This window comes from Algoriphagus sanaruensis (assembly GCF_001593605.1).
GTDB classification, from domain to species: Bacteria; Bacteroidota; Bacteroidia; order Cytophagales; family Cyclobacteriaceae; genus Algoriphagus; species Algoriphagus sanaruensis.
In genome coordinates this window covers 1,615,477-1,634,670 of sequence record NZ_CP012836.1, presented here as the reverse complement: position 1 = coordinate 1,634,670, position 19,194 = coordinate 1,615,477, and the positions used below count along the sequence as shown (strand labels likewise).

19 protein-coding genes are annotated in these 19,194 nt (G+C 41.4%); 16 read left to right on the top strand and 3 right to left on the bottom strand.

The genetic code is table 11. The features are described from left to right. Window positions 1–132 precede the first annotated feature (132 nt). From AO498_RS07285 to AO498_RS07210, 16 genes are all read left to right on the top strand, one after another. Window positions 133–525 carry a hypothetical protein gene (locus tag AO498_RS07285; protein WP_236778649.1) on the top strand — a complete coding sequence of 131 codons (393 nt, stop codon included), beginning with the start codon at window positions 133–135 and terminating at the stop codon, window positions 523–525. After that, a complete protein-coding gene (locus AO498_RS07280) occupies window positions 522–713 on the top strand; it encodes a helix-turn-helix transcriptional regulator (RefSeq protein ID WP_067545338.1) in 192 nt (63 codons plus the stop codon). Before AO498_RS07285 ends, AO498_RS07280 begins: the two co-directional genes overlap by 4 nt. Before the next feature lie 74 nt (window positions 714–787). Beyond that, complete coding sequence (locus AO498_RS07275; protein WP_067545335.1) at window positions 788–1,318, top strand: VanZ family protein; 531 nt, start codon at window positions 788–790, stop codon at window positions 1,316–1,318. Between the two features lie 84 nt (window positions 1,319–1,402). Further along, complete coding sequence (locus AO498_RS07270) at window positions 1,403–2,248, top strand: alpha/beta hydrolase (RefSeq protein WP_067545332.1); 846 nt, start codon at window positions 1,403–1,405, stop codon at window positions 2,246–2,248. A gap of 85 nt (window positions 2,249–2,333) precedes the next feature. After that, window positions 2,334–2,747 (top strand): DUF3592 domain-containing protein, encoded by a 414-nt coding sequence (locus AO498_RS07265; RefSeq protein WP_067545328.1) that lies wholly within the window; start codon window positions 2,334–2,336, stop codon window positions 2,745–2,747. A gap of 201 nt (window positions 2,748–2,948) precedes the next feature. Further along, the gene (locus AO498_RS07260) at window positions 2,949–4,556 is read left to right on the top strand and encodes a sensor histidine kinase (RefSeq protein ID WP_082792197.1); all 1,608 of its coding nucleotides are present in this window, start codon (window positions 2,949–2,951) and stop codon (window positions 4,554–4,556) included. Between the two features lie 179 nt (window positions 4,557–4,735). Next, the gene (locus tag AO498_RS07255) at window positions 4,736–5,629 is read left to right on the top strand and encodes an NAD-dependent epimerase/dehydratase family protein (RefSeq protein WP_067545322.1); all 894 of its coding nucleotides are present in this window, start codon (window positions 4,736–4,738) and stop codon (window positions 5,627–5,629) included. 123 nt (window positions 5,630–5,752) lie between these two features. After that, on the top strand, window positions 5,753–6,685 hold the full coding sequence (locus tag AO498_RS07250) for an aldo/keto reductase (protein ID WP_067545319.1): 933 nt from the start codon (window positions 5,753–5,755) through the stop codon (window positions 6,683–6,685). A 121-nt stretch (window positions 6,686–6,806) separates the two neighbouring features. After that, window positions 6,807–7,835 (top strand): zinc-binding alcohol dehydrogenase family protein, encoded by a 1,029-nt coding sequence (locus AO498_RS07245; RefSeq protein WP_067545316.1) that lies wholly within the window; start codon window positions 6,807–6,809, stop codon window positions 7,833–7,835. Continuing rightward, window positions 7,832–8,647 carry a sugar phosphate isomerase/epimerase family protein gene (locus tag AO498_RS07240; RefSeq protein WP_067545313.1) on the top strand — a complete coding sequence of 272 codons (816 nt, stop codon included), beginning with the start codon at window positions 7,832–7,834 and terminating at the stop codon, window positions 8,645–8,647. Before AO498_RS07245 ends, AO498_RS07240 begins: the two co-directional genes overlap by 4 nt. A gap of 98 nt (window positions 8,648–8,745) precedes the next feature. Then, window positions 8,746–9,087, top strand: coding sequence for an L-rhamnose mutarotase (locus AO498_RS07235; protein ID WP_067545310.1), 342 nt, complete (start codon window positions 8,746–8,748; stop codon window positions 9,085–9,087). Between the two features lie 27 nt (window positions 9,088–9,114). Continuing rightward, a complete protein-coding gene (locus AO498_RS07230; RefSeq protein ID WP_067545307.1) occupies window positions 9,115–10,056 on the top strand; it encodes a tetratricopeptide repeat protein in 942 nt (313 codons plus the stop codon). 5 nt (window positions 10,057–10,061) lie between these two features. After that, window positions 10,062–10,427: a DUF2200 domain-containing protein gene (locus AO498_RS07225; protein WP_067545304.1), complete on the top strand. Its 366-nt coding sequence runs from the start codon at window positions 10,062–10,064 to the stop codon at window positions 10,425–10,427. Window positions 10,428–10,499: 72 nt separating this feature from the next. Further along, entirely contained in the window at window positions 10,500–11,900 is a 1,401-nt protein-coding gene (locus AO498_RS07220) for an MFS transporter (protein ID WP_067545301.1), read from the top strand. A gap of 100 nt (window positions 11,901–12,000) precedes the next feature. Further along, window positions 12,001–13,773, top strand: a complete 1,773-nt coding sequence (locus tag AO498_RS07215) for a glycoside hydrolase family 9 protein (protein WP_067545298.1) — start codon at window positions 12,001–12,003, stop codon at window positions 13,771–13,773. Further along, window positions 13,770–14,468: an HAD family hydrolase gene (locus tag AO498_RS07210; protein WP_067545295.1), complete on the top strand. Its 699-nt coding sequence runs from the start codon at window positions 13,770–13,772 to the stop codon at window positions 14,466–14,468. Before AO498_RS07215 ends, AO498_RS07210 begins: the two co-directional genes overlap by 4 nt. On the opposite strand, the gene AO498_RS07205 is transcribed toward AO498_RS07210, so the two are convergent. The 3 genes from AO498_RS07205 to AO498_RS07195 all read right to left on the bottom strand — a co-directional run bounded on the left by AO498_RS07205 (window position 14,465) and on the right by AO498_RS07195 (window position 19,033). Continuing rightward, the gene (locus tag AO498_RS07205) at window positions 14,465–16,090 is read right to left on the bottom strand and encodes a sensor histidine kinase (protein WP_067545292.1); all 1,626 of its coding nucleotides are present in this window, start codon (window positions 16,088–16,090) and stop codon (window positions 14,465–14,467) included. The two genes, AO498_RS07210 and AO498_RS07205, sit on opposite strands and share 4 nt — an antisense overlap. Before the next feature lie 69 nt (window positions 16,091–16,159). Then, window positions 16,160–17,434, bottom strand: coding sequence for a serine hydrolase domain-containing protein (locus AO498_RS07200; RefSeq protein ID WP_067545290.1), 1,275 nt, complete (start codon window positions 17,432–17,434; stop codon window positions 16,160–16,162). Between the two features lie 96 nt (window positions 17,435–17,530). Beyond that, window positions 17,531–19,033: a S1C family serine protease gene (locus tag AO498_RS07195; RefSeq protein ID WP_067550325.1), complete on the bottom strand. Its 1,503-nt coding sequence runs from the start codon at window positions 19,031–19,033 to the stop codon at window positions 17,531–17,533. Between the last annotated feature and the right edge of the window lie 161 nt (window positions 19,034–19,194).

The window sequence follows — 19,194 nt, the reverse complement described above, 5'->3', positions numbered from 1 at the left end:
TTTTTTTTATTCTCAATTAGTTCCAATTCTTAGGATTCATTTTAGAAAAGATAAAAAAGTAAACAAAACTTGACTTTTGTAAAGTTTTGTTTACTTTTGTAAAGTTAACTTTACAAAAGTAAAATGAAAACGATGAAACTAGAAAGAAAAAAACGTCTGAAGAAACTCGCAGCTTGGACTTGGACTTGGGTAGCCACCATGGCTATTGCCACATTTGGCAAAAAATACATTTGGGATGATCATGTATTTCTCAGCACCTTCTCGCTGGTGGTGAATTTTACAACAGGAATCCTGATGATATTAGCCAATCGAGATCTTTTCAATCATTTTGATGAATTAGAACGAAAAATCCATCTTGAGTCAATTGCCTTAACTCTTGGATTGTCTGTGGTCGTTGGTTTGACATTTTCGCTTTTGAACCAACAAAACCTAATTCCTTTTGAGGCAGATATTGCCTTTATTGTAATGTTTATGGGAGTCACCTACCTCGTGTCCTTTTTGATCAATTCTCGACGGTACAAATGAAAAATAGAATTCGTGAACTAAGAGTGAATAAAAACATCACTCAGGAAGAGCTTGCTGAAATCATCGGAGTTTCACGTCAAACCATAAATGCTATCGAAAAAGAGAAATTCGACCCCAGTCTACCGACTGCTTTCAAAATGGCCAAGCTCTTTGAAAAACCCATAGAGGAAATATTTATCTACGAGTAACCGATTTATTCATGCTTCTAGAATAAACTTAATGATGTTTTTGTTGGTAGACTAAAAAACACAATCCAAGGGGCATGTCTAAAAACCCAAACTTGACACTAAATTTAACCCCGATTTTAGCCCTCACCTATTTGGGGATGGTGGTTTGGATTATCCTGTTTAAGATGGGACTCAACTTTTCCTACATGGATACTAGAAGTATAAATTGGATTCCATTTCCTGAATTATTCACATCTGGAGGAAAGATTGACCTGAGTCAAGTTATCCTGAATGTCCTTATTTTCCTTCCTTTTGGAATCTATCTCCAAGTTCTCCATGCCAAGAAATCCTTCCTTAAAAAACTACTTTATTGCTTTCTCTTGAGCCTTTTTCTGGAAGCTTCTCAATACATTTTTAAAATCGGAGCATTGGATACCACAGACCTGATCACCAATACTTCTGGAGGATTCTTAGGTTTGGGCCTAGTGAAAATCCTTCAAGTATGGACTAGGAATCCGCTGAAAGTTCAGAAAACTATCAATGTATTGGCATCTCTAGGAACAATTTTGATCGTCACACTTTTGGTACTTTTAAGGTTGGATATGCTTCCAATTCGGTATCGATAGCAAAATGAAGAGGAAATTTAAACCCGATTTATTGACATTTTTAGGTCAGATTTAACCTATCTTAAATCAACCAACCCCAAAAAAATGACCCTTCGAATCAAATTCTTCTTTTTCTTCAATCTGATTTTTTTCTCCAAATCTACCCTTGCACAAGAGCAGGTGGTATATAAAACCATCGACACCTTGGACCTAACCTTGGAAGTTTACAGACCAAAGGTTACCCATGAATCCGAGACCTATCCTGCAATGATTTTCTTTTTTGGCGGGGGATGGAACGGTGGTTCAACGGCACAGTTTGAACCCCATGCGACCTATTTTTCTGAACGAGGGATCGTTTGCTTTTTGGTCGATTACAGAGTCAATTCCAGGAATAAAACCACTCCTTTCGAGTCGCTCATGGATGCCAAATCCGCAATGCGATTTATTCGGAAAAATGCAGAAGAATTTCAAATTGACCCCTCTAAAATCATCGCATCAGGAGGGTCAGCTGGAGGGCATTTGGCAGCTGCAACAGCCTTGATCGAAGGATTTAATGACCCAAACGACGACATGAGCATCAGTACCAAACCCTCTGCTTTGGTCCTTTTTAATCCCGTCATTGACAATGGTCCCGGTGGCTACGGATTTGAAAGAATCGGTGAACAATTCAAAGATTTTTCTCCCCTACACAACATTCGGGAAGGTGCACCGCCCACCGTAATCTTTTTAGGAACAAAGGACGAATTGATTCCTGTGGAAACCATGAATTACTACCAGACGGTTATGAAAAAAGTGGGGAGTCGCTGTGATCTTTTCCTATATGAAGGCCAGCCGCACGGCTTCTTTAACTTAAAGAATCCCGAGTATTTTGAAAAGACGATACGAGAAGCGGATCGTTTCCTCCAATCCACTGGATTTTTGAAAGAAAACGCTGATCCTAAATCAATTTAAATCATTAATCAGGCGGTAGTGGTTTTTCAAAAAATCATTCGATCAACCTTTTTAATTCTTACACCTCATTATACATCTCCACTCTATGACGACCGAACTAATCGTTGTCCTGATTTCTACCGCTTTCGTGGGTTTTGGAGTTTTTCAATTCCAAAAAGTCAAGCATTTAACCCAACATGGAAAAAAAGTAAAGGCTGTTATTTTCAAGTCAATCTATAAATCTTCCTCTCCTCAATCCGGTGGAATGTACTATCCTGTGGTGCGGTTTAAAACAGAACAAGAGGTATGGATCACCAAAGAACTAGAAATCGGAACCAGTTGGAAAAAGGAAGACGGAACCAAGTTAGAGGTTTGGTATGATCCGGAGGATCCGGAGAATTTTACGATCAATTCCACTTTATACCTGAAAGGAATTCCCTCATTATTTTTAGGGGTGGGTTTGATAGGCTGGGTAATTTCTGTCCTTGAATTAATTGAGCTAACAGACTTTTTCAGGTAAATAATCCTAAAATTCAACTCCATTAAACCTCGTTAATTCCACTAGGGTTTTTAGTTTATTTTATTCTGATTATCAGTGAGATAAGAAAATTTCAAAAAATTTTGCCCTAAAATAAATTATGTTTAAAATTGGATTCGCCCAATAAGCTCAATCACCCATGAGCGAACCTGAGGTCAATCTCAAACCCATTTACCCTATTTCTTGAAGTCAGAAGATTCGTTGTTTTCCGCTTTAGATCAATCTAAAGTCTACCTGAGGGTTTTTGACAACCTTCCTCTACCTGCGCTTTTAATCCATGAAACAAGTGGAAAAATAATCGCTGCAAATGAGGAATGGCTTTCTTTACAGGAAATCAGCGATTTTGCCACAATCCAAAAAAAGACTTTAGAAGAAGTTGGGTTCTTAGAATTTCCGAAAGAATTGATATTGGAAGCACTTCAGGAGGAGGGTAACCCTAAGAATATTTTTCTAAAACTAAATTCAAAAAAGAAACAAGAACTGTTTCTTCTGGGATTTTTCACCTTCATCCAGGTTGATAATCAGGAATTTATTCTAGCGACTTTTAAGGATATCACAGCTCGGATTCTTCAAGAAAATGAATCTGAGAAGATTATTTCAAAACTAGTATCCAAGGAAAAAGAATTAGAGCAACAGAATGCTTCTCTCAGTAATACAATCAGCGAGTTAAAATACTTATTGAAGGAAAGTGAGATTCATGAAAATCAATTCCGGACCTTAATTGAACATGCACCTGATCCCATTTTTATTCAGACGGGACTGAAATTCAAATATATCAATGCCAAAGGATGTGAACTTTTTGGTATTGATTCCTCTGATAAAATTTTAGGAACTTCAATATTAAGCCGGATCCATCCCGATCTTAGAGATGTTGTTTCCACCAGGATTCAAAACTTGAATGTCAATAAACATTCACAGACTCGAAGAGAGCTAAAGATGATTCGAATGGATGGAACTCAAATTGACGTCGAGACTTCAGGCATCCCAATTGACTATGAGGGAGAGCCTGGGGCGATCGTTTTTGTTCGGGATATCACCTATCGGAAGGAATTTGAGCGAAAACTTATTGAAGCAAAAGAGGATGCTGAGGTTGCTAACAAATTAAAGTCAGCCTTTTTACAGAATCTTTCTCACGAACTTCGGACGCCTTTGAATTTGATTTCAGGGTTTTCCAATTTATTGGATACCCCTGGGATTTCTGAAACTAAGCAAAAGGAGTTTATCAAGACCATTCAGGAAAGCACCAAAAACCTAATCGGCCTGCTCTCAGACTTGGTTTCAATCTCACTTTTAGACACTAATCAGGAGGTTCACCGTGTCAATTCATTCTCCTTGAATGAATTAATGGACACCCTCTATGAGAGATTTGAAAGAGATGCCAGTGCCAAGAAAGTAGCCCTCATTGTCTATAAGGAATCCAGTGAATCAGCATTAACCACTGAAATGGATGAAGAAAAACTGCTCAAAATCCTCAGCAAACTGATTACAAATGCCATCAAATTCACGCCGCACGGTACCGTCGAATTTGGCTATTCTCATCAACCCGATAGCACCTTGTTTTTTGTAAAGGATAGCGGAATCGGGATTGAAAAAGAGTTTCAAACCAAAATTTTTGATCGATTTCTACAAGGCGAGTCTCCCATCAACAAAGCTCACTCTGGCCTCGGTTTAGGGCTTTCGATTTGTAAAGAAATGGTCAAGTTGATGAATGGAAAAATCTGGGTCGATTCCACTCCAGGCAAAGGCAGCATTTTTTACATCTCTATTCCCAAGCCTAAGATCAACTCATAACCCTCCAAATTCCAACGAGGAAAGCTTGAATCAAACCTACAATTATCCGTATGGATTCGAAATTTTGATCCAAGTTCAACAAGTTTTTTTAGCTGTATCCGCTAGATTAGAGCGTCATTGAATCGGAACTTTCAAGACGATTGATTTCCTATTTCAAGAACTAAAAATCCAAAATAGCCATGAGAATATTCTTCACCGGGGGCTCCGGAAAAGCCGGAAAGCACGTCATCCCTTACTTGCTTGATCAAGGTCATCGGGTCATGAATGTGGACCTAACTCCTCTCAATCATCCAGGAGTGGATAATCTGACGGCAGACATCACTGATTCTGGACAGATGTTTAATGCCATGAGCATGTATGCAGGCTTTGACGAAATGGAGCCAGGGACTGGAGTACCCAAATTTGATGCGGTAGTCCACTTTGCAGCGGTTCCCCGAATCCTGATCAAACCCGACAATGAAACCTTCCGAGTGAACACTGTAGGCACCTACAATGTCATCGAAGCAGCAGTCAAACTTGGCATCAAAAAAATCATCATCGCTTCCTCTGAAACCACTTATGGTGTCTGCTTTTCGGATGGAAAAACTGACCCAGCTTATCTTCCCTTAGATGAAGAATACGATGTAAATCCGATGGATAGCTATGGGCTTTCCAAAGTTGTAAATGAACAAACCGCCAGAGCTTTTCAACGCAGAACTGGAGTCGATATCTATGCACTACGAATCGGAAATGTAATCGAACCTCATGAATACGAGACCCTATTCCCTTATTATTTCCAGCATCCGGAAGTGCGTCGTCGCAATGCCTTCTGCTATATTGACGCAAGGGATTTGGGACAAATCGTTGATCTCTGTTTGCAAAAAGATGGCTTAGGTTATCAGGTATTCAATGCAGGAAATGACCATAATGGAGCCATAATTCCAAGTAAAGAACTGGCGGATCGCTTTTTCCCCGGGGTACCGCTCACCCGGGAATTAGAAGAGCATGAGGCGTTATTTTCAAATAAAAAGATTCGAGAAGTTCTGGGCTTCAAGGAACAGCACAACTGGAGAAACTATGTCAAAGGGGAGTAATTCCCCTTTTTTTATTCAATTCAACCTGAACTTTCACTCCTCCATCCGATTCAGGACACCTACTTTGCGAAATTCTTTTAATTTGGTTTGAAATAATCGTTTAGCCCAAATCCTGATTTCATCATGCACTACCGAAGACTCGGCAAAACAGAATTAGAGGTTTCAATCTTAGGCTTTGGAGCTTCTCCGATGGGCAATGTCTTTGATCCTGTGGACGAAAAAGAAGCAATAGCTGCAGCACATCTAGCAATAGACCACGGGGTTAATTTCTTTGATGTTTCACCTTTTTACGGATTGACGCTCGCTGAAAGTCGATTGGGAAAAGCCATCGAAGGAAAACGAAAAGACCTCATTTTGGCTAGTAAATGTGGGCGTTACGATCTCCAGGAATTTGACTTTTCTAGAAAGAGAATCCTACAAAGTATCGATGAGTCACTGATTCGACTCAAAACAGATTATTTGGATCTCTTCCAACTTCATGATATTGAATTTGTCGACAAGCAAATCATTATCGAAGAGGCTGTACCAGCCATCCAAGAAGTAGTCCAATCGGGTAAGGCAAGATTTTGGGGAATCACTGGACTTCCCGTTCGATATTTGGCACAAATTGCACGAGAGACCAACCCTGACACCGTCCTTTCTTGGGCCCATTATAACTTGCTCGAAGATGAAATCAATGATGAGCTGGTCCCGCTTTCTCAGGAAATGGATTTTGGCCTGATGAATGCCGCTCCACTGATGCAACGGATTTTATCAGATGCTTCACTCCCCCCTTGGCATCGATCTCCTTTAGAAGTTAAAGCCACGCAACCGATCCTTCTGGCACTTTGTAAAGAATTTGGTTACTCTTTGAGTCAAGTAGCCTTGCGCTTTGCCATGGATCATCCCTTGATTGCCACCACAATTGTTGGAATGTGTGAAGTAAAAACTGTCCAAGAAAATCTGGATGCGGTGAACTTGGAGGTTCCTGCAGAACTAATCGATCAAATCCTACAGCTGGTGGAGCCGGTAAAAAATAAAATGTGGTTTGAAGGAAAACCGGAGAATAATATTTAAGCCGGCAGGAATCGGCAAGAAAGATAAGAGAGATTGTAAAGTTGAAATTTAATCATCCTTTAAAAAGGGTTTGAGATACTTAGAAATCTCACAAATCTGAATTCGTAAATCAAAAATTTAAATGAAAGCACTTTTTCTCACCGAGATCGGAAAAACTGAAGTCCGCGAAATCAATAAACCAAGCCCCAAAGCGGGGGAAGTCCTACTCGAAGTGGGTTATGTGGGTTTTTGTGGAGGAGACCTAAACGGATTCAAGGGTCTATTTCCCTTACAAGAATATCCGAATATACTCGGACATGAGGTCGGTGCAACCATTGTGGAAATTGGGACTGAGGTTCCAGATCACTTAGAACTTGGAACACGTGTCACGCTCTATCCTTATCTCTCTTGCGGAACCTGCATCGCCTGCCGAAAAGGAAGACCCAATGCCTGTAAAACAAATAAAACCATGGGGGTTCGTCGGCCGGGGGCAATGACCCGATACGTGACGGCGCCTTGGGAAGATGTCTTTCCTTCCCAAAAATTAAGCCTTCGAGAATTGGCATTAGCTGAACCATTGACCGTGGGGTTTCATGCCGCTTCCCGAGGAAAAGTGGGATCAGAAGACCGAGTAGCAGTTATGGGCTGTGGAATCGTAGGTCTGGGTGCCGTAGCATCCGCAGTGAATAGAGGCGCCGAGGTAATTGCGATTGACCTAGACGACAGCAAACTGGAAATCGCCAAAAAAATCGGCGTGGCCTATACCATCAACCCAACGAAGGAAAATCTCCACGATCGTCTTCAAGAAATTACACAAGGAGACGGACCTGACGTAATTATCGAGGCTGTTGGCAGTCCCGTAACTTACCGAAGCGCCGTCGAAGAAGTGGCCTTCCTAGGCAGGGTAGTTTGTATTGGATATGCTAAAGCACCTGTGGAATTCAACACTTCCCTTTTTGTCCAAAAAGAAATTGAAATTCTAGGCTCAAGAAACTGCGTGGGAAAAGCAGACTTTCCAGAAGTCATTCAATATCTCGAATCGGGAAAATTTCCTGTCGATGAAGTCATTTCCAAAACCATATCGATCGAAGAGGGACCAAAAACTATGGAAGAATGGGCTAAAAACCCACAAGGAATAATCAAAATCATGCTTAACCTCGAAGACCAATGATTCAATCTGCGGTAACGCTCAACCTCATTGATTCCATGCATCAAGGTCCATGGATTTATTGGCACGAACTGGAAGCTAGCTTCAAAAAAGCATCGGATCTGGGATTTGATGCAGTGGAATTATTCACCCAATCCGGCCATCAAGTCGATTCAGACTATATCCTTGAACTGCTTGAGCGCTATCACTTGAAAATCGCGGCAGTAGGAACCGGGGCAGGAAAGGTACTTCAAGGTCTTACGCTCACGGACACCAATCCAGAAATCCGTCGAAGCGCTATCGAATACATTTCTGAAATGATTGCTTTTGGGGCAAAATTCGGAGCCCCAGCAATTATTGGTTCCATGCAAGGAAATGTTTCTGCCAATCGACCCCGAGAAGAAGCTTTTGCTTGGCTGGCAGAGGGACTTTTAGAACTTCAAAATCGGGCTAAGGCTGCAGGAGTTTTTTTGATTTATGAACCGCTCAATCGTTATGAAAGTAACTTGATGAATACGCTTGAAGCAGGAAGTACCTTTTTGAAAGAACATCAACTTGATGGGATTCGCCTTTTAGCAGATCTATTTCACATGAATATCGAGGAAGAAAACCTTGCCGAAAGTCTCTCATCCAACGCTCCTTTTATCGGGCATGTCCATTTCGCAGATTCCAACCGAAGACCTATGGGTTTTGGCCATACCGACATGAGACCGATCGCAGAAACCCTCCATCAAATCGGATATTCTGGATATGTTTCCGCGGAGGCTTTTCCTTATCCCAATTCGGATGAAGCCGCCACCCAAACAATCCGCGAGTTCAAAAAATACTTTCGCTAACCCAATCACTAACCAGCTTCTTTACCTCCTCACTCCAATACTTCCTAACCCCCAACTTCCTAACTCCCATACCTCCCAACCCCCAAACCCTCTAGACTATGAAAAAATTTTGCCTCGCACTAGACCTGATAGACGATCCTGAATCCATCAAAACGTATGAAGCACATCATGCGCCTGGAGCAGCTTGGCCTGAGGTCACCCAACATGATATTGACTGTGGAATAGTAAACATTGAAATCTTCCGTACCGGCAACCGAATGTTTATGATTTTGGAAACTGTGGATGAATTTACGTTTGAGAAAAAAGCGGAAATGGATGCCAGTAACCCAATCATTGCGAAGTGGGAAGAATTGATGTGGGGATTTCAACAGCCATTACCTTGGGCAAAACCCGGTGAAAAATGGATTTTGATGGACCGGATTTTCAAATCTGGCCTTTAATCCTTACTCATTTTTATCCCTAAAACCATGCGATTTCTATTCCTTTCCTTCCTTCTTTTTTCGATTCTATCCTGCAAGACAACCCTTCCTGAGCCGGACTTGGAGTTAAGTGTTGCGGACTCTGTGTTTTTAACACCGCTAGGAAAAACCTATTCCATCCCTTCACCCTCTGAATCACTTCTTCTACAAATGGAAGAAGCAAAAAAGAACTTTGAGTCCAATCCCACCGACTTAGAATCCTTGATTTGGTATGGTCGTCGAACAGCCTATCTCGGGCACTACCAAAATGCGATTGCAATCTTTACTTATGGAATAGAAAAATTTCCAAAGGAGCCCAAACTCTATCGACATCGAGGTCATCGCTATATTTCTATTCGGGAGTATAAAAAAGCAATTTCAGATTTGGAAAAAGCTGCGGAACTGATTCAAAACGCCTCAAATGAAATCGAGCCCGACGGCATGCCTAATGCCTTAAACATTCCGGTTAGCACGTTACACGGCAATATTTATTACCATTTAGGATTGGCGTATTACTTGGTTCAAGACTATGAAAAGGCTTTCGAAGCATACTTGAAATGCAGAGAAACCGGTTCAAATTATGACAACATCGTATCCAGTACCCATTGGCTGTATATGATTCAACAACGAATGGGCAATCCAGAAAAAGCAATGGAAATGCTCGCTCCTATCCATGCAGATTCAACAGTGATAGAAAATCAAAGTTATGCCGACCTCTGTCGCCTTTATAAAGGCTGGCTTCCCATGGATTCCTTAATTCAGCAAGGCCCGGGTGGCAATCCGTCAAATGATGCCTTCCGATATGGAGTCGCCAATTGGCATCTTTACCATAGAGACACGATTCAGGCAAAATCGATGCTGGAGGCGCTATTGAATACCAAATCCTTCACTTCATTTGGCTACTTGGCTGCAGAACAAGATTGGATCAACCTTTTTACCCCTAATCCCTAAAAACCATGCATGTAACCCCAGAATCAGATCAAAAAATCGCCAACATGAAATTCTTTTCGGTCTATCCTCACTACGTCACCAAGGTGGAGAAAAAAGGGCGAACCAAAGCAGAATTACATCAAGTGATCTCTTGGTTGACGGGGTTCTCGGATGAAGACATTCAGAAAATGATCAATGAAAAGGTCACTTTTGAGGAATTCTTTTCCAGAGCAACCCTTCACCCTAATGCTTCTTTGATTACCGGCGTGATATGCGGATACCGAGTGGAAGAAATTGAATTCCCCATTACCAGACAGGTCCGTTATTTGGACAAGTTGGTCGATGAATTAGCCAAAGGAAAGAAAATGGAGAAGATCCTTCGGGAAGGATAAAAGGTGCCATTTTTTGAAAGTCAGGAACCGAGGCGATTTTCGTATTGTTGGAAAAAGGAAGGTTTAAAAGGAATGAATCAAGCTGAAATTAGCCCTGAAATCAAACGAGTCCTACCTGTGATTTTGGCCACGGCTATTTTCATGCAAATGTTGGACTCCACCATCCTGAACACCTCTCTTCCAGCTATTGCCCTTGATCTCAATGAATCTCCGCTCAATATGCAAAATGCCATTATCAGCTATGTGCTGACTGTGGCTTTGCTTATGCCGATCAGTGGATTTGTTGCGGATAAATTTGGGACGAAACGCACTTTTATCTTATCACTTTTCCTGTTCGCTTTAGGTTCTTTATTCTGTTCCGTATCACAAAATCTCACCCAGCTCGTTCTATCCCGTGTTTTGCAAGGGATTGGTGGAAGTTTAATGACGCCTGTCGGTCGACTCACCCTGATCAAAACCTACCCAAAAAACGAATTGGTGAAAGCCATGAATTACGCCATTGTCCCTGCCTTGATTGGACCTGTCTTAGGCCCTTTGGTCGGCGGATATTTGGTTGATTACTTGAGTTGGCATTGGATTTTCCTGATCAATCTACCTATCGCTTTATTGGGAATCCTGCTCAGTTTCCGGTTTTTACCTGACTTTCATTCCAGCTCTTTAAATTTTGACTTGAAGGGATTTTTAATCTTTGCCACAGCCTCCCTCCTGTTGTCTATATCACTAGAAGCCTTGGGAAATTCTGTTCAGTTAAGCCCAATTTTGGCAACCCTAAGCTTGGGATTGGTTCTACTTTTTGTCTATTACAAGCATGCTAAAAAGCGAGAGAATCCAATCTTCCCGCTTAATCTTTTCCAAGTAAGAACCTTTCGAGTGGGCATTCTAGGCAATCTTGCCACACGAATTGGCATCAGTTCGGTACCACTACTTTTACCTCTGATGATCCAAATTGCCTATCAGGAATCTGCCGTGATTTCGGGTTGGATTGTTGCACCCATGGCTTTAACTGCCATGTTTGGCAAGTCGGTGGTCATTCAGATTTTAAACCGTTTTGGATATAGAGCGACTTTGATGACCAATACCTTGATCATCGGATTTCTGATCTGCTGCTTGGGAATGCCGGGAATTAATCATTCCATCTATTGGCTTCTACCCATCATCGGAATCTTGGGCTTTTTCAATTCCATTCAGTTCACCTCCATGAACTCGATTTCGATTGCTGACTTGAGAGATTACCATACCAGCAGTGGGAATTCACTGGTCTCGGTCAACCAGCAGTTGGCCATTGGCTTTGGAGTTGCCTTTGGCTTGATTGTGTTAAAGCTTTTCGAGGGAGATTCCTCCTTGATCCATGGAGAAATTCACCTTGCCTTTCGATATACATTTTGGGTGATTGGAGGATTGACAATGCTTTCGGCCTTGGTATTTCGAAGACTGCATTTTAGGGATGGGGAAAATTTAAAGGTCCAATCTTGAATCAAAATTTCCATTTGAGGTTTTTCAACGACCTATCGTAAAAAGAATAAGCGGGTTTCTGAGAAGGTTTTTTAACTTCCATATCCCAGTTCCACAGGCTATGAAAAACACCTTTCTCCTCCTTCTATCCATTCTTGTTTGCTCCAATGCATTTACCCAGGAAGTATTTTTTTCCGTCAATCAAATCGGATTTCATCCTGAAGACACCAAAAAAGCAGTGGTCTTTTCAAGCGAAAAAATCAAGAACAATATCCACCTTGTCCATCTTCCGGATTCAAGTTCTGCGGCTCGGATCAAACCTATTTCTTTGGAATCCGGTGTCTGGGGAGATTACAATTACTATGAAATCGACTTTTCCTCTGTACAAACAGCAGGAGATTATTTTCTTTGGCATTCCGGCAGCAGAACTTCCTCCACCATTTTCCAAATCGGAGAACAGGCGTATCAAGGATATCAGGAGGATTTGCTTGCCTTTATGCGTCAGCAGCGTTGCGGATACAATCCCGTCTTGGATATGGTTTGTCACGAAAAGGATGGACGAAGTTTTTTTGGCCCCATGCCCGACAGTACTTATGTGGATGCTTCTGGTGGATGGCATGATGCAGGAGATCAGCTCAAATATTTGATCACGGGGAGCTATGCCACTGGGCACATGCTTCTGGCTTATTCACTTTATCCAGATCGATTTGAAGACCATGTCAATGCCTTAGGTCAGCCCGGAAAAAACGGGATTCCGGATGTTTTGGATGAGGCCAAATGGGGCTTAGACTGGTTATTAAAGTTACATCCCGGTGCTGATCAACTTATTCATCAAATCGCCGATGACCGAGATCACCGCGGATTTAAAATTCCAAATAAGGACAATTCAGATTATGGCTGGGGCGAAAACAGCTACCGAGCAGCCTATTTTGCGACGGGAAAACCACAAGGGCTTGGCAAGTATAAAAGTGAATCAACCGGAATGGCAAATGTGGCCGGACGATCCGCAGCTGCCTTGGCTTTAGGTGCCAGAATATGGAAAGATTTAGATCCTGCATTTTCCATTCAATGCCTAAAAGCAGCCAAAAGTCTTTATGAATTGGGTAGAAAGTATGAAGGATTCCAACAGGGAAATTCATATGGAGCACCGTATCGTTACAATGAGGAAACTTGGAATGACGATATGGAATGGGCTGGAGCGGAACTATTTAAAGCTACCCAAGAATCTTTTTACCTAAACCAAGCCAAAGATTACGCGATAAAGAGTTCGAATGCAGACTCCTGGACAGTCAGAGATTCTGCCTCCCATTACCAATTATACCCCTTCGTTAATCTTGGTCATTATTCTTTGCATGAGGTAGTGGATGAAGAATTCAAAAAAACACTGGAGAACTTCTACCAAGAAGGAATCGAATACACCTTGAAAAAGGCAAAATCGAGTCCTTTTGAAGTGGGTATTCCATTTATTTGGTGCTCTAACAATTTAATGACCAGCCTAGCCACTCAATTGATTTTGTATGAAAAAATGAGTGGGGATGACTCCTACAAGCCTTATCTCTTGGCGCAGCGGGATTGGCTTTTTGGAAAAAATCCTTGGGGAACCAGCATGTTTACCGGAATACCCAAAAAGGGAGACTTCCCGATTTATGTTCATACTGCACCCTATGTCCTTTTGGGATTGCAAGTTCCGGGTGGCTTGGTTGATGGGCCAATTTTCAGAACCATTCATTCCCAACTGTTGGGGTTGACTCTGGAGCGACCGGATGATTACCTCAACCGACAAAACCCATTTGTGGTCTATCACGATGCGGTGGGTGATTACAGCACCAACGAACCTACCATGGATGGAACAGCCGGATCAATACTAATGATGGCTTATTTTTCTACCCAATGAGCATCGAATTTGACTTACTAGCCGAGGTCAAACATGTATTTTTTGACATGGATGGTACAATGGTGGATTCTATTCCATTTCATCAAGAGTCTTGGCTGAGATTTTTGAGCAACCATGGAATCCACCTACGCCCGGAGGAATTTCGTGCTCAAAATCACGGAACCATCCATGAAATGATTCGTCGATTTTTCCCTCATGAGAAATCCAGTCAACGGATTTTGGAATTAGGAGAAGAAAAAGAATATACCTATCGTCAGCTTTACAGTTCCTATTTGGTTGAAATCAAGGGACTGAGCTCATTTTTAGAGCACCTAAAAACGAATGGAATTTCCATTCATCTATCCACGATGGGAGATCAAAACAATATCGATTTTATTCTGGATGGATTAGAACTTAGACACTTTTTCAAGACCATAACTGGAGGTCATGAGGTTTTCAAAGGAAAGCCCGATCCTGAAATCTTTGAACTTTCACTTAAAAAAGCTGGGGCCAAGCCTGCGGAATCAATCGTATTTGAAGACTCTGGAGGAGGAATTCGAGCTGCAAAGGCCGCCGGACTTCGAGTGCTGGGGCTGGCAACGACCCATTCCAAAAGGGAGTTAATCGAATTGGGATGGTTGGCTGCCTATCATGACTTTTCGGAAATTTTAAATGAAAAAAGAAGGATAAATTTTAATTCTCCGAAAGAGGTTTAACGATTTTCTAAGGGCAAATCAAAGTAAAAAGTACTGCCCTTTCCAACTTCGCTCATAACCTGAAGTTTTGAATTCATCGCTTTTAAAATTGAATTACAGACGGCTAATCCCATTCCATGCTCTGTAGTTGAATTTTCATTTTGATCCACTTGGTGGTAGAAAGGATCGAATATCATTTCCATAAGTTCGTCGGGAATCCCTTCACCCGTATCCTCAATTTCGATTCGAAAGCATTTTAAACCCAGGTCCGACTTGCGCAACTTCACCCTAAAAAACACATTACCCGTTTTGGTAAAATTTACTGCATTAGAAAACAAGTGTCCTATCACCAACTTTAATCGCAGTGGATCTATTTCAATTTGTAAATCGAGCAAAGGATCAAAATCATAGAAACAGTGCAGCTGCGTCTTCTTTTCTCCCAATCTGATGAGGTGTTCAAAAACCTCATCACAGAAGGACTTTAAATTGACAGGTTCCAAGTTCAGTTTGCTGATTCCGAGTTCGAAGCTTGAAAAATTAAAAACTTTATCAATCAGCAGATTTAAGGAACTCGAGGAGTTAAGTATAAAGGACAAAAACTGCTGTTGTTTTGAGCTGAGCTCAGTTTGTGACAATAGGTAAGCAAATCCTTTAATGCTGTGAAGCGGAGTTTTAACCTCGTGACTGAATCTGGATAGAAATCTATTATTAGCCAAGAGCAACTCCTCTGCTTGACTTTTAGAGTCCTTGAGGGATTTATTGACCGCATACAGTTCTCTAATCCTGCTCTTCAGTTCTTTTTGAATAATCGTGAGCCTTTTGTTTTTCTCTTCAATTTCCAAATCCCTATTTACGATTTCCGTGATGTCATAACTCATTCCAAAAAGTCCGATAATGTCTCCGTTTTTTCGAATTGGAAATTTGGAGGTATGAAACCAAGTCGGGGGAGCATCAAATCTGACATTTTTTTTGATTTCACCTTCGATGGGTAACTGAGTTTCAAAGATCACCTCATCCTCTTCAATAGATAATTGGGCTGTTTCTTTTGGATATAATTCCCAATCACTTTTTCCAATTACATCTTCTTTTGATTTAAATCCAGAATAATTCAGTTCCGCTTGGTTGATATAAATCTTTTGAGACTCTGTGTTCTTGATATAGATATTCATTGGAATTTGGTCAAGAAGGTAATCCTTCAACCACAATTCACTTTCTAAATCATTCAATTTACCCATCCAATCTAAATCGACTTGGAAGGTGTAACAAAAAGAAATGGACTCAGATATAGATTTACAGGTTATCCCTTGAGCTTTAATCCATTTGTAGTCCCCATTTTGGTCCAAAAGTCGAATAAAAAATGATTCTTTAGGAAGTAAAGCTTTTTGGATCGAATCCCCATTCCATCCCACCTTCTCTTTACACTGTGGATGGACAAAATCGAAAATGAAATTGGTTCGAGTGGCATTTTCTTTTCCACCAAAAAATCTATTAAACGCAGATGACGCTTCAATTATTTCCCCGGTATGGTCTACCGTAATAGAACACCTAATCGGGTCTTGCTTTTTCTTTTGCACAATCCAATACAGGCTAGAAACTACTGCTCCCAGACCTAGTCCTGCTAAAGAAAAAAACCAAATTTCCACGTTTTTAAAGGTTTACATGAGTATTGCTGTTTTCATGACATAATTCGATTCTTTTGATTTTAAAAGGAGCTATTCTACAAGCGTGAATACCATTTGCCTAAACTTCCAACTTGTCTCGTCTCCATTTCCAGCACCTGAGGTTTGTTTGAAAATCAGACCAATAAGTCCGGTCTGAGGATCAGCAAAGTATTGGGTATTAAAATATCCTCCCCAGTCAAAAGTCCCTTTACTTCCCATGCCACCGGTAGCCACTCCTTGATCAGTGACCACTCCAAATCCAATTCCATGATAGCGGTCAGCATTCCAGAGATCACCAACCTGGTTTTGCATCATCGTATGAATGGTATGAGAACTGAGAATTCGCTTACCGTTGGCTTGACCGCCATTGAGATACATTTGAAGAAACTTTGCGTAGTCCTCGGTGGTACTTGACAAGCCTGCCCCTCCTGAAAAGAAGGACTTTGCCCCAGTTTTTGGATAAGCCGGATCATAGAAAGTCACAGGAAAGGCACTCCACTTTCCATCTTTTCGGGTATGCACAGTCACCAATCGAGGAGCCTGGCTATCATTTAGATAAAATCGAGTATCATTCATTCCCAATGGATCAAAGATTCTTTCCTTCAAGAATACATCAAAGGGCTTTCCTGAAATGATCTCCACCAAATACCCCAATACATCCAATCCTTCACTGTAGGTGTATTTGGTTCCTGGTTCATGGTGAAGGGGAAGTTTTGCAAGTCGTTTCACACTTTCCCCGATAGTGATTTTTTCAGTGGTGAAAAGGTCAACTACTCCTGCCTTTTGATAGATCATTTTCATGCGCTCATCTCCATCGATCATTCCATAGCCTAATCCAGAAGTATGGGTCAATAAATGTCTGATGGTAATCTCTCTACTACTAGGTCGGGTAGAAAAGGTAGTATCTGAATATCTGAAGGAATTAAGAACCTGAGGATTCTTGAATTCAGGGATATACTTCGAAATAGGATCATCAAGGCGAAACTTTCCTTCTTCCCAAAGTATCATAATTGCGGTGGAGGTAATCGCTTTAGTTTGGGAGGCAATTCTGAAAATAGAGTTTTTCTCCATTCGTTTACCGCTTTCCACATCGGCAAACCCTTTGGCTTCATGGTAGATGATTTTACCATCTTTCACAATCATTGCAACCACGCCAGGAACCTGTTCTTTTGCGATCGCTTCCTCAAGCATAGCATCTATTCGAGACACACGATCTTTGTTGATCCCCGGCACTGGGGTGTTCCCAGCTTGAGTTAAAACTTGGGAGAACGTCTGTCCTTGACCAAGGAGTAGAATAATCAAGAGCAAGCGAATGCTTTTGTTCATGGCATTTTGGGTTGAGTGAAATCTTAAGTTAAGAAAAAAACAAACTAAAAAGGGCCGAATTTCTTCGGCCCCACTAAATGATTATTTAAATCGCAATTAATCCAATTGGATTTCGAAATAGTACTCCGTGCCATCTGGGAACATGCCCAACACTACAATCTCCTGACCTGAATTATCACTGAGGTAATCGATCAGTTCCTGAGAATTATTAATCTTGGCTCGTCCACGATCTCCGATGACGGAAGTAATGATAAATCCATTTCGTGCTCCTGCTCTTCTCCAAGTATCATTACCATTCATTTTGATAACCGCTCCTCCTGAAATTTCGAGCTGTTCTTTTTGATCTTCTTTGAGATCTTCAAATTGAACGCCTTCAAAGGTGTACGATTTAGGAACTTCACGCTTGACAATATTCGTGTCACCAGAGAAGTTTTTCAAAGTAGCAGTCACTTTGGATGTTTTTCCCTCCCTGATATATTCTACTTCCACTTTATCTCCTGGACGTTTTCTAGCGACAAGCTCCTGAAGCATCGCCACGCTATTCACTACTTTTCCATCCACTCCGATGATGATATCACCTTCCTTGAGACCGGCTTCTTTACCCGCAGAATTCTCATTAACTCCTCCGATGTAAACACCTTGCTCCACAGGGAATTTTTTATCCAAAATATCCGCCAATTCCGGGCTTACTGTTTGAATATTGACCCCGAGCAAACCTCGTTGAACAGCCCCGTACTTCATCAAGTCATCCATCACTTTCTTGACCAAGGTACTTGGTACCGCGAAGGAATATCCTGAGAATGTGCCTGTACGTGTCGCAATTGCTGTATTGATCCCGATAAGCTCCCCAGCCAAATTCACCAAAGCTCCTCCAGAGTTACCTGGATTAACTACTGCGTCAGTCTGAAGGAAAGATTCGATTTGAAGGTTGTTTTCTACATCTCTGAGGATTCCGATATTTCTGGCTTTTGCAGAAATGATACCTGCAGTGACGGTTGAATTGAGATCAAATGGATTCCCAACAGCCAATACCCACTCTCCGATTTTGGTTTGGTCAGAATCACCAAACTTCACAAATGGAAGATTATTCGCTTCGATCTTCAACAATGCCAAATCTGTCGTCGGATCTGTTCCGATGACGGTCGCCTCGTAGCGTTTATTGTTCTCCAATGAAATATCCACTTTGGTAGCCCCATCGATTACGTGATTATTGGTCACGATATATCCGTCAGGAGAAATAATAACACCAGATCCAGAACTAATTGGCATATCCCCACCTCTAGGACCTTGCTGACCTCTGGGATCAGGAATCCCAAAGAATTCTTGAATCGGGTCACGTTGGGAGCGAGGCGTAAATGCAACTTGGCTTTTCACATGGACTACTGCAGGTGTGACGATTTGCGCAGAGGCCACAAAATTAATCCCATCTGGAATGGTGAAATTTTCACCAGAAAGCATGTTTACAAAGCTCGCTTGCTGTTTTTCATCAAAGGTCCCTGCATTCTGTGGCTTGATCAGGAAGCTAACTCCTGCCAAAGCAACTACTCCTCCTATCAATGCAGCTAGGAGCACTCCTAAGAAGAATTGTCTTTTATTCATCATGATTCCTTTCTGTTATTATCGTTACAAATTTTCTAATCTAAAGACAGATTTAAAAGGGGTTTAGGTTTCCCAAAGGGTTTAAATTAACAACAATTAACCGCCTTTTTCAGCTGCTTGTGAATAAAACCCAAATTGTATCTACAAGTTATTTGGATTTC

Excerpts from the sequence above, each read along its gene's own strand:
- AO498_RS07285 (WP_236778649.1), top strand. The coding sequence starts at position 133 with ATGAAACTAGAAAGAAAAAAACGTCTGAAGAAACTCGCAGCTTGGACT.
- AO498_RS07280 (WP_067545338.1), top strand. The coding sequence starts at position 522 with ATGAAAAATAGAATTCGTGAACTAAGAGTGAATAAAAACATCACTCAG.
- AO498_RS07275 (WP_067545335.1), top strand. The coding sequence starts at position 788 with ATGTCTAAAAACCCAAACTTGACACTAAATTTAACCCCGATTTTAGCC.
- AO498_RS07270 (WP_067545332.1), top strand. The coding sequence starts at position 1,403 with ATGACCCTTCGAATCAAATTCTTCTTTTTCTTCAATCTGATTTTTTTC.
- AO498_RS07265 (WP_067545328.1), top strand. The coding sequence starts at position 2,334 with ATGACGACCGAACTAATCGTTGTCCTGATTTCTACCGCTTTCGTGGGT.
- AO498_RS07255 (WP_067545322.1), top strand. The coding sequence starts at position 4,736 with ATGAGAATATTCTTCACCGGGGGCTCCGGAAAAGCCGGAAAGCACGTC.
- AO498_RS07250 (WP_067545319.1), top strand. The coding sequence starts at position 5,753 with ATGCACTACCGAAGACTCGGCAAAACAGAATTAGAGGTTTCAATCTTA.
- AO498_RS07245 (WP_067545316.1), top strand. The coding sequence starts at position 6,807 with ATGAAAGCACTTTTTCTCACCGAGATCGGAAAAACTGAAGTCCGCGAA.
- AO498_RS07240 (WP_067545313.1), top strand. The coding sequence starts at position 7,832 with ATGATTCAATCTGCGGTAACGCTCAACCTCATTGATTCCATGCATCAA.
- AO498_RS07235 (WP_067545310.1), top strand. The coding sequence starts at position 8,746 with ATGAAAAAATTTTGCCTCGCACTAGACCTGATAGACGATCCTGAATCC.
- AO498_RS07230 (WP_067545307.1), top strand. The coding sequence starts at position 9,115 with ATGCGATTTCTATTCCTTTCCTTCCTTCTTTTTTCGATTCTATCCTGC.
- AO498_RS07225 (WP_067545304.1), top strand. The coding sequence starts at position 10,062 with ATGCATGTAACCCCAGAATCAGATCAAAAAATCGCCAACATGAAATTC.
- AO498_RS07220 (WP_067545301.1), top strand. The coding sequence starts at position 10,500 with ATGAATCAAGCTGAAATTAGCCCTGAAATCAAACGAGTCCTACCTGTG.
- AO498_RS07215 (WP_067545298.1), top strand. The coding sequence starts at position 12,001 with ATGAAAAACACCTTTCTCCTCCTTCTATCCATTCTTGTTTGCTCCAAT.
- AO498_RS07210 (WP_067545295.1), top strand. The coding sequence starts at position 13,770 with ATGAGCATCGAATTTGACTTACTAGCCGAGGTCAAACATGTATTTTTT.
- AO498_RS07200 (WP_067545290.1), bottom strand. The coding sequence starts at position 17,434 with ATGAACAAAAGCATTCGCTTGCTCTTGATTATTCTACTCCTTGGTCAA.
- AO498_RS07195 (WP_067550325.1), bottom strand. The coding sequence starts at position 19,033 with ATGAATAAAAGACAATTCTTCTTAGGAGTGCTCCTAGCTGCATTGATA.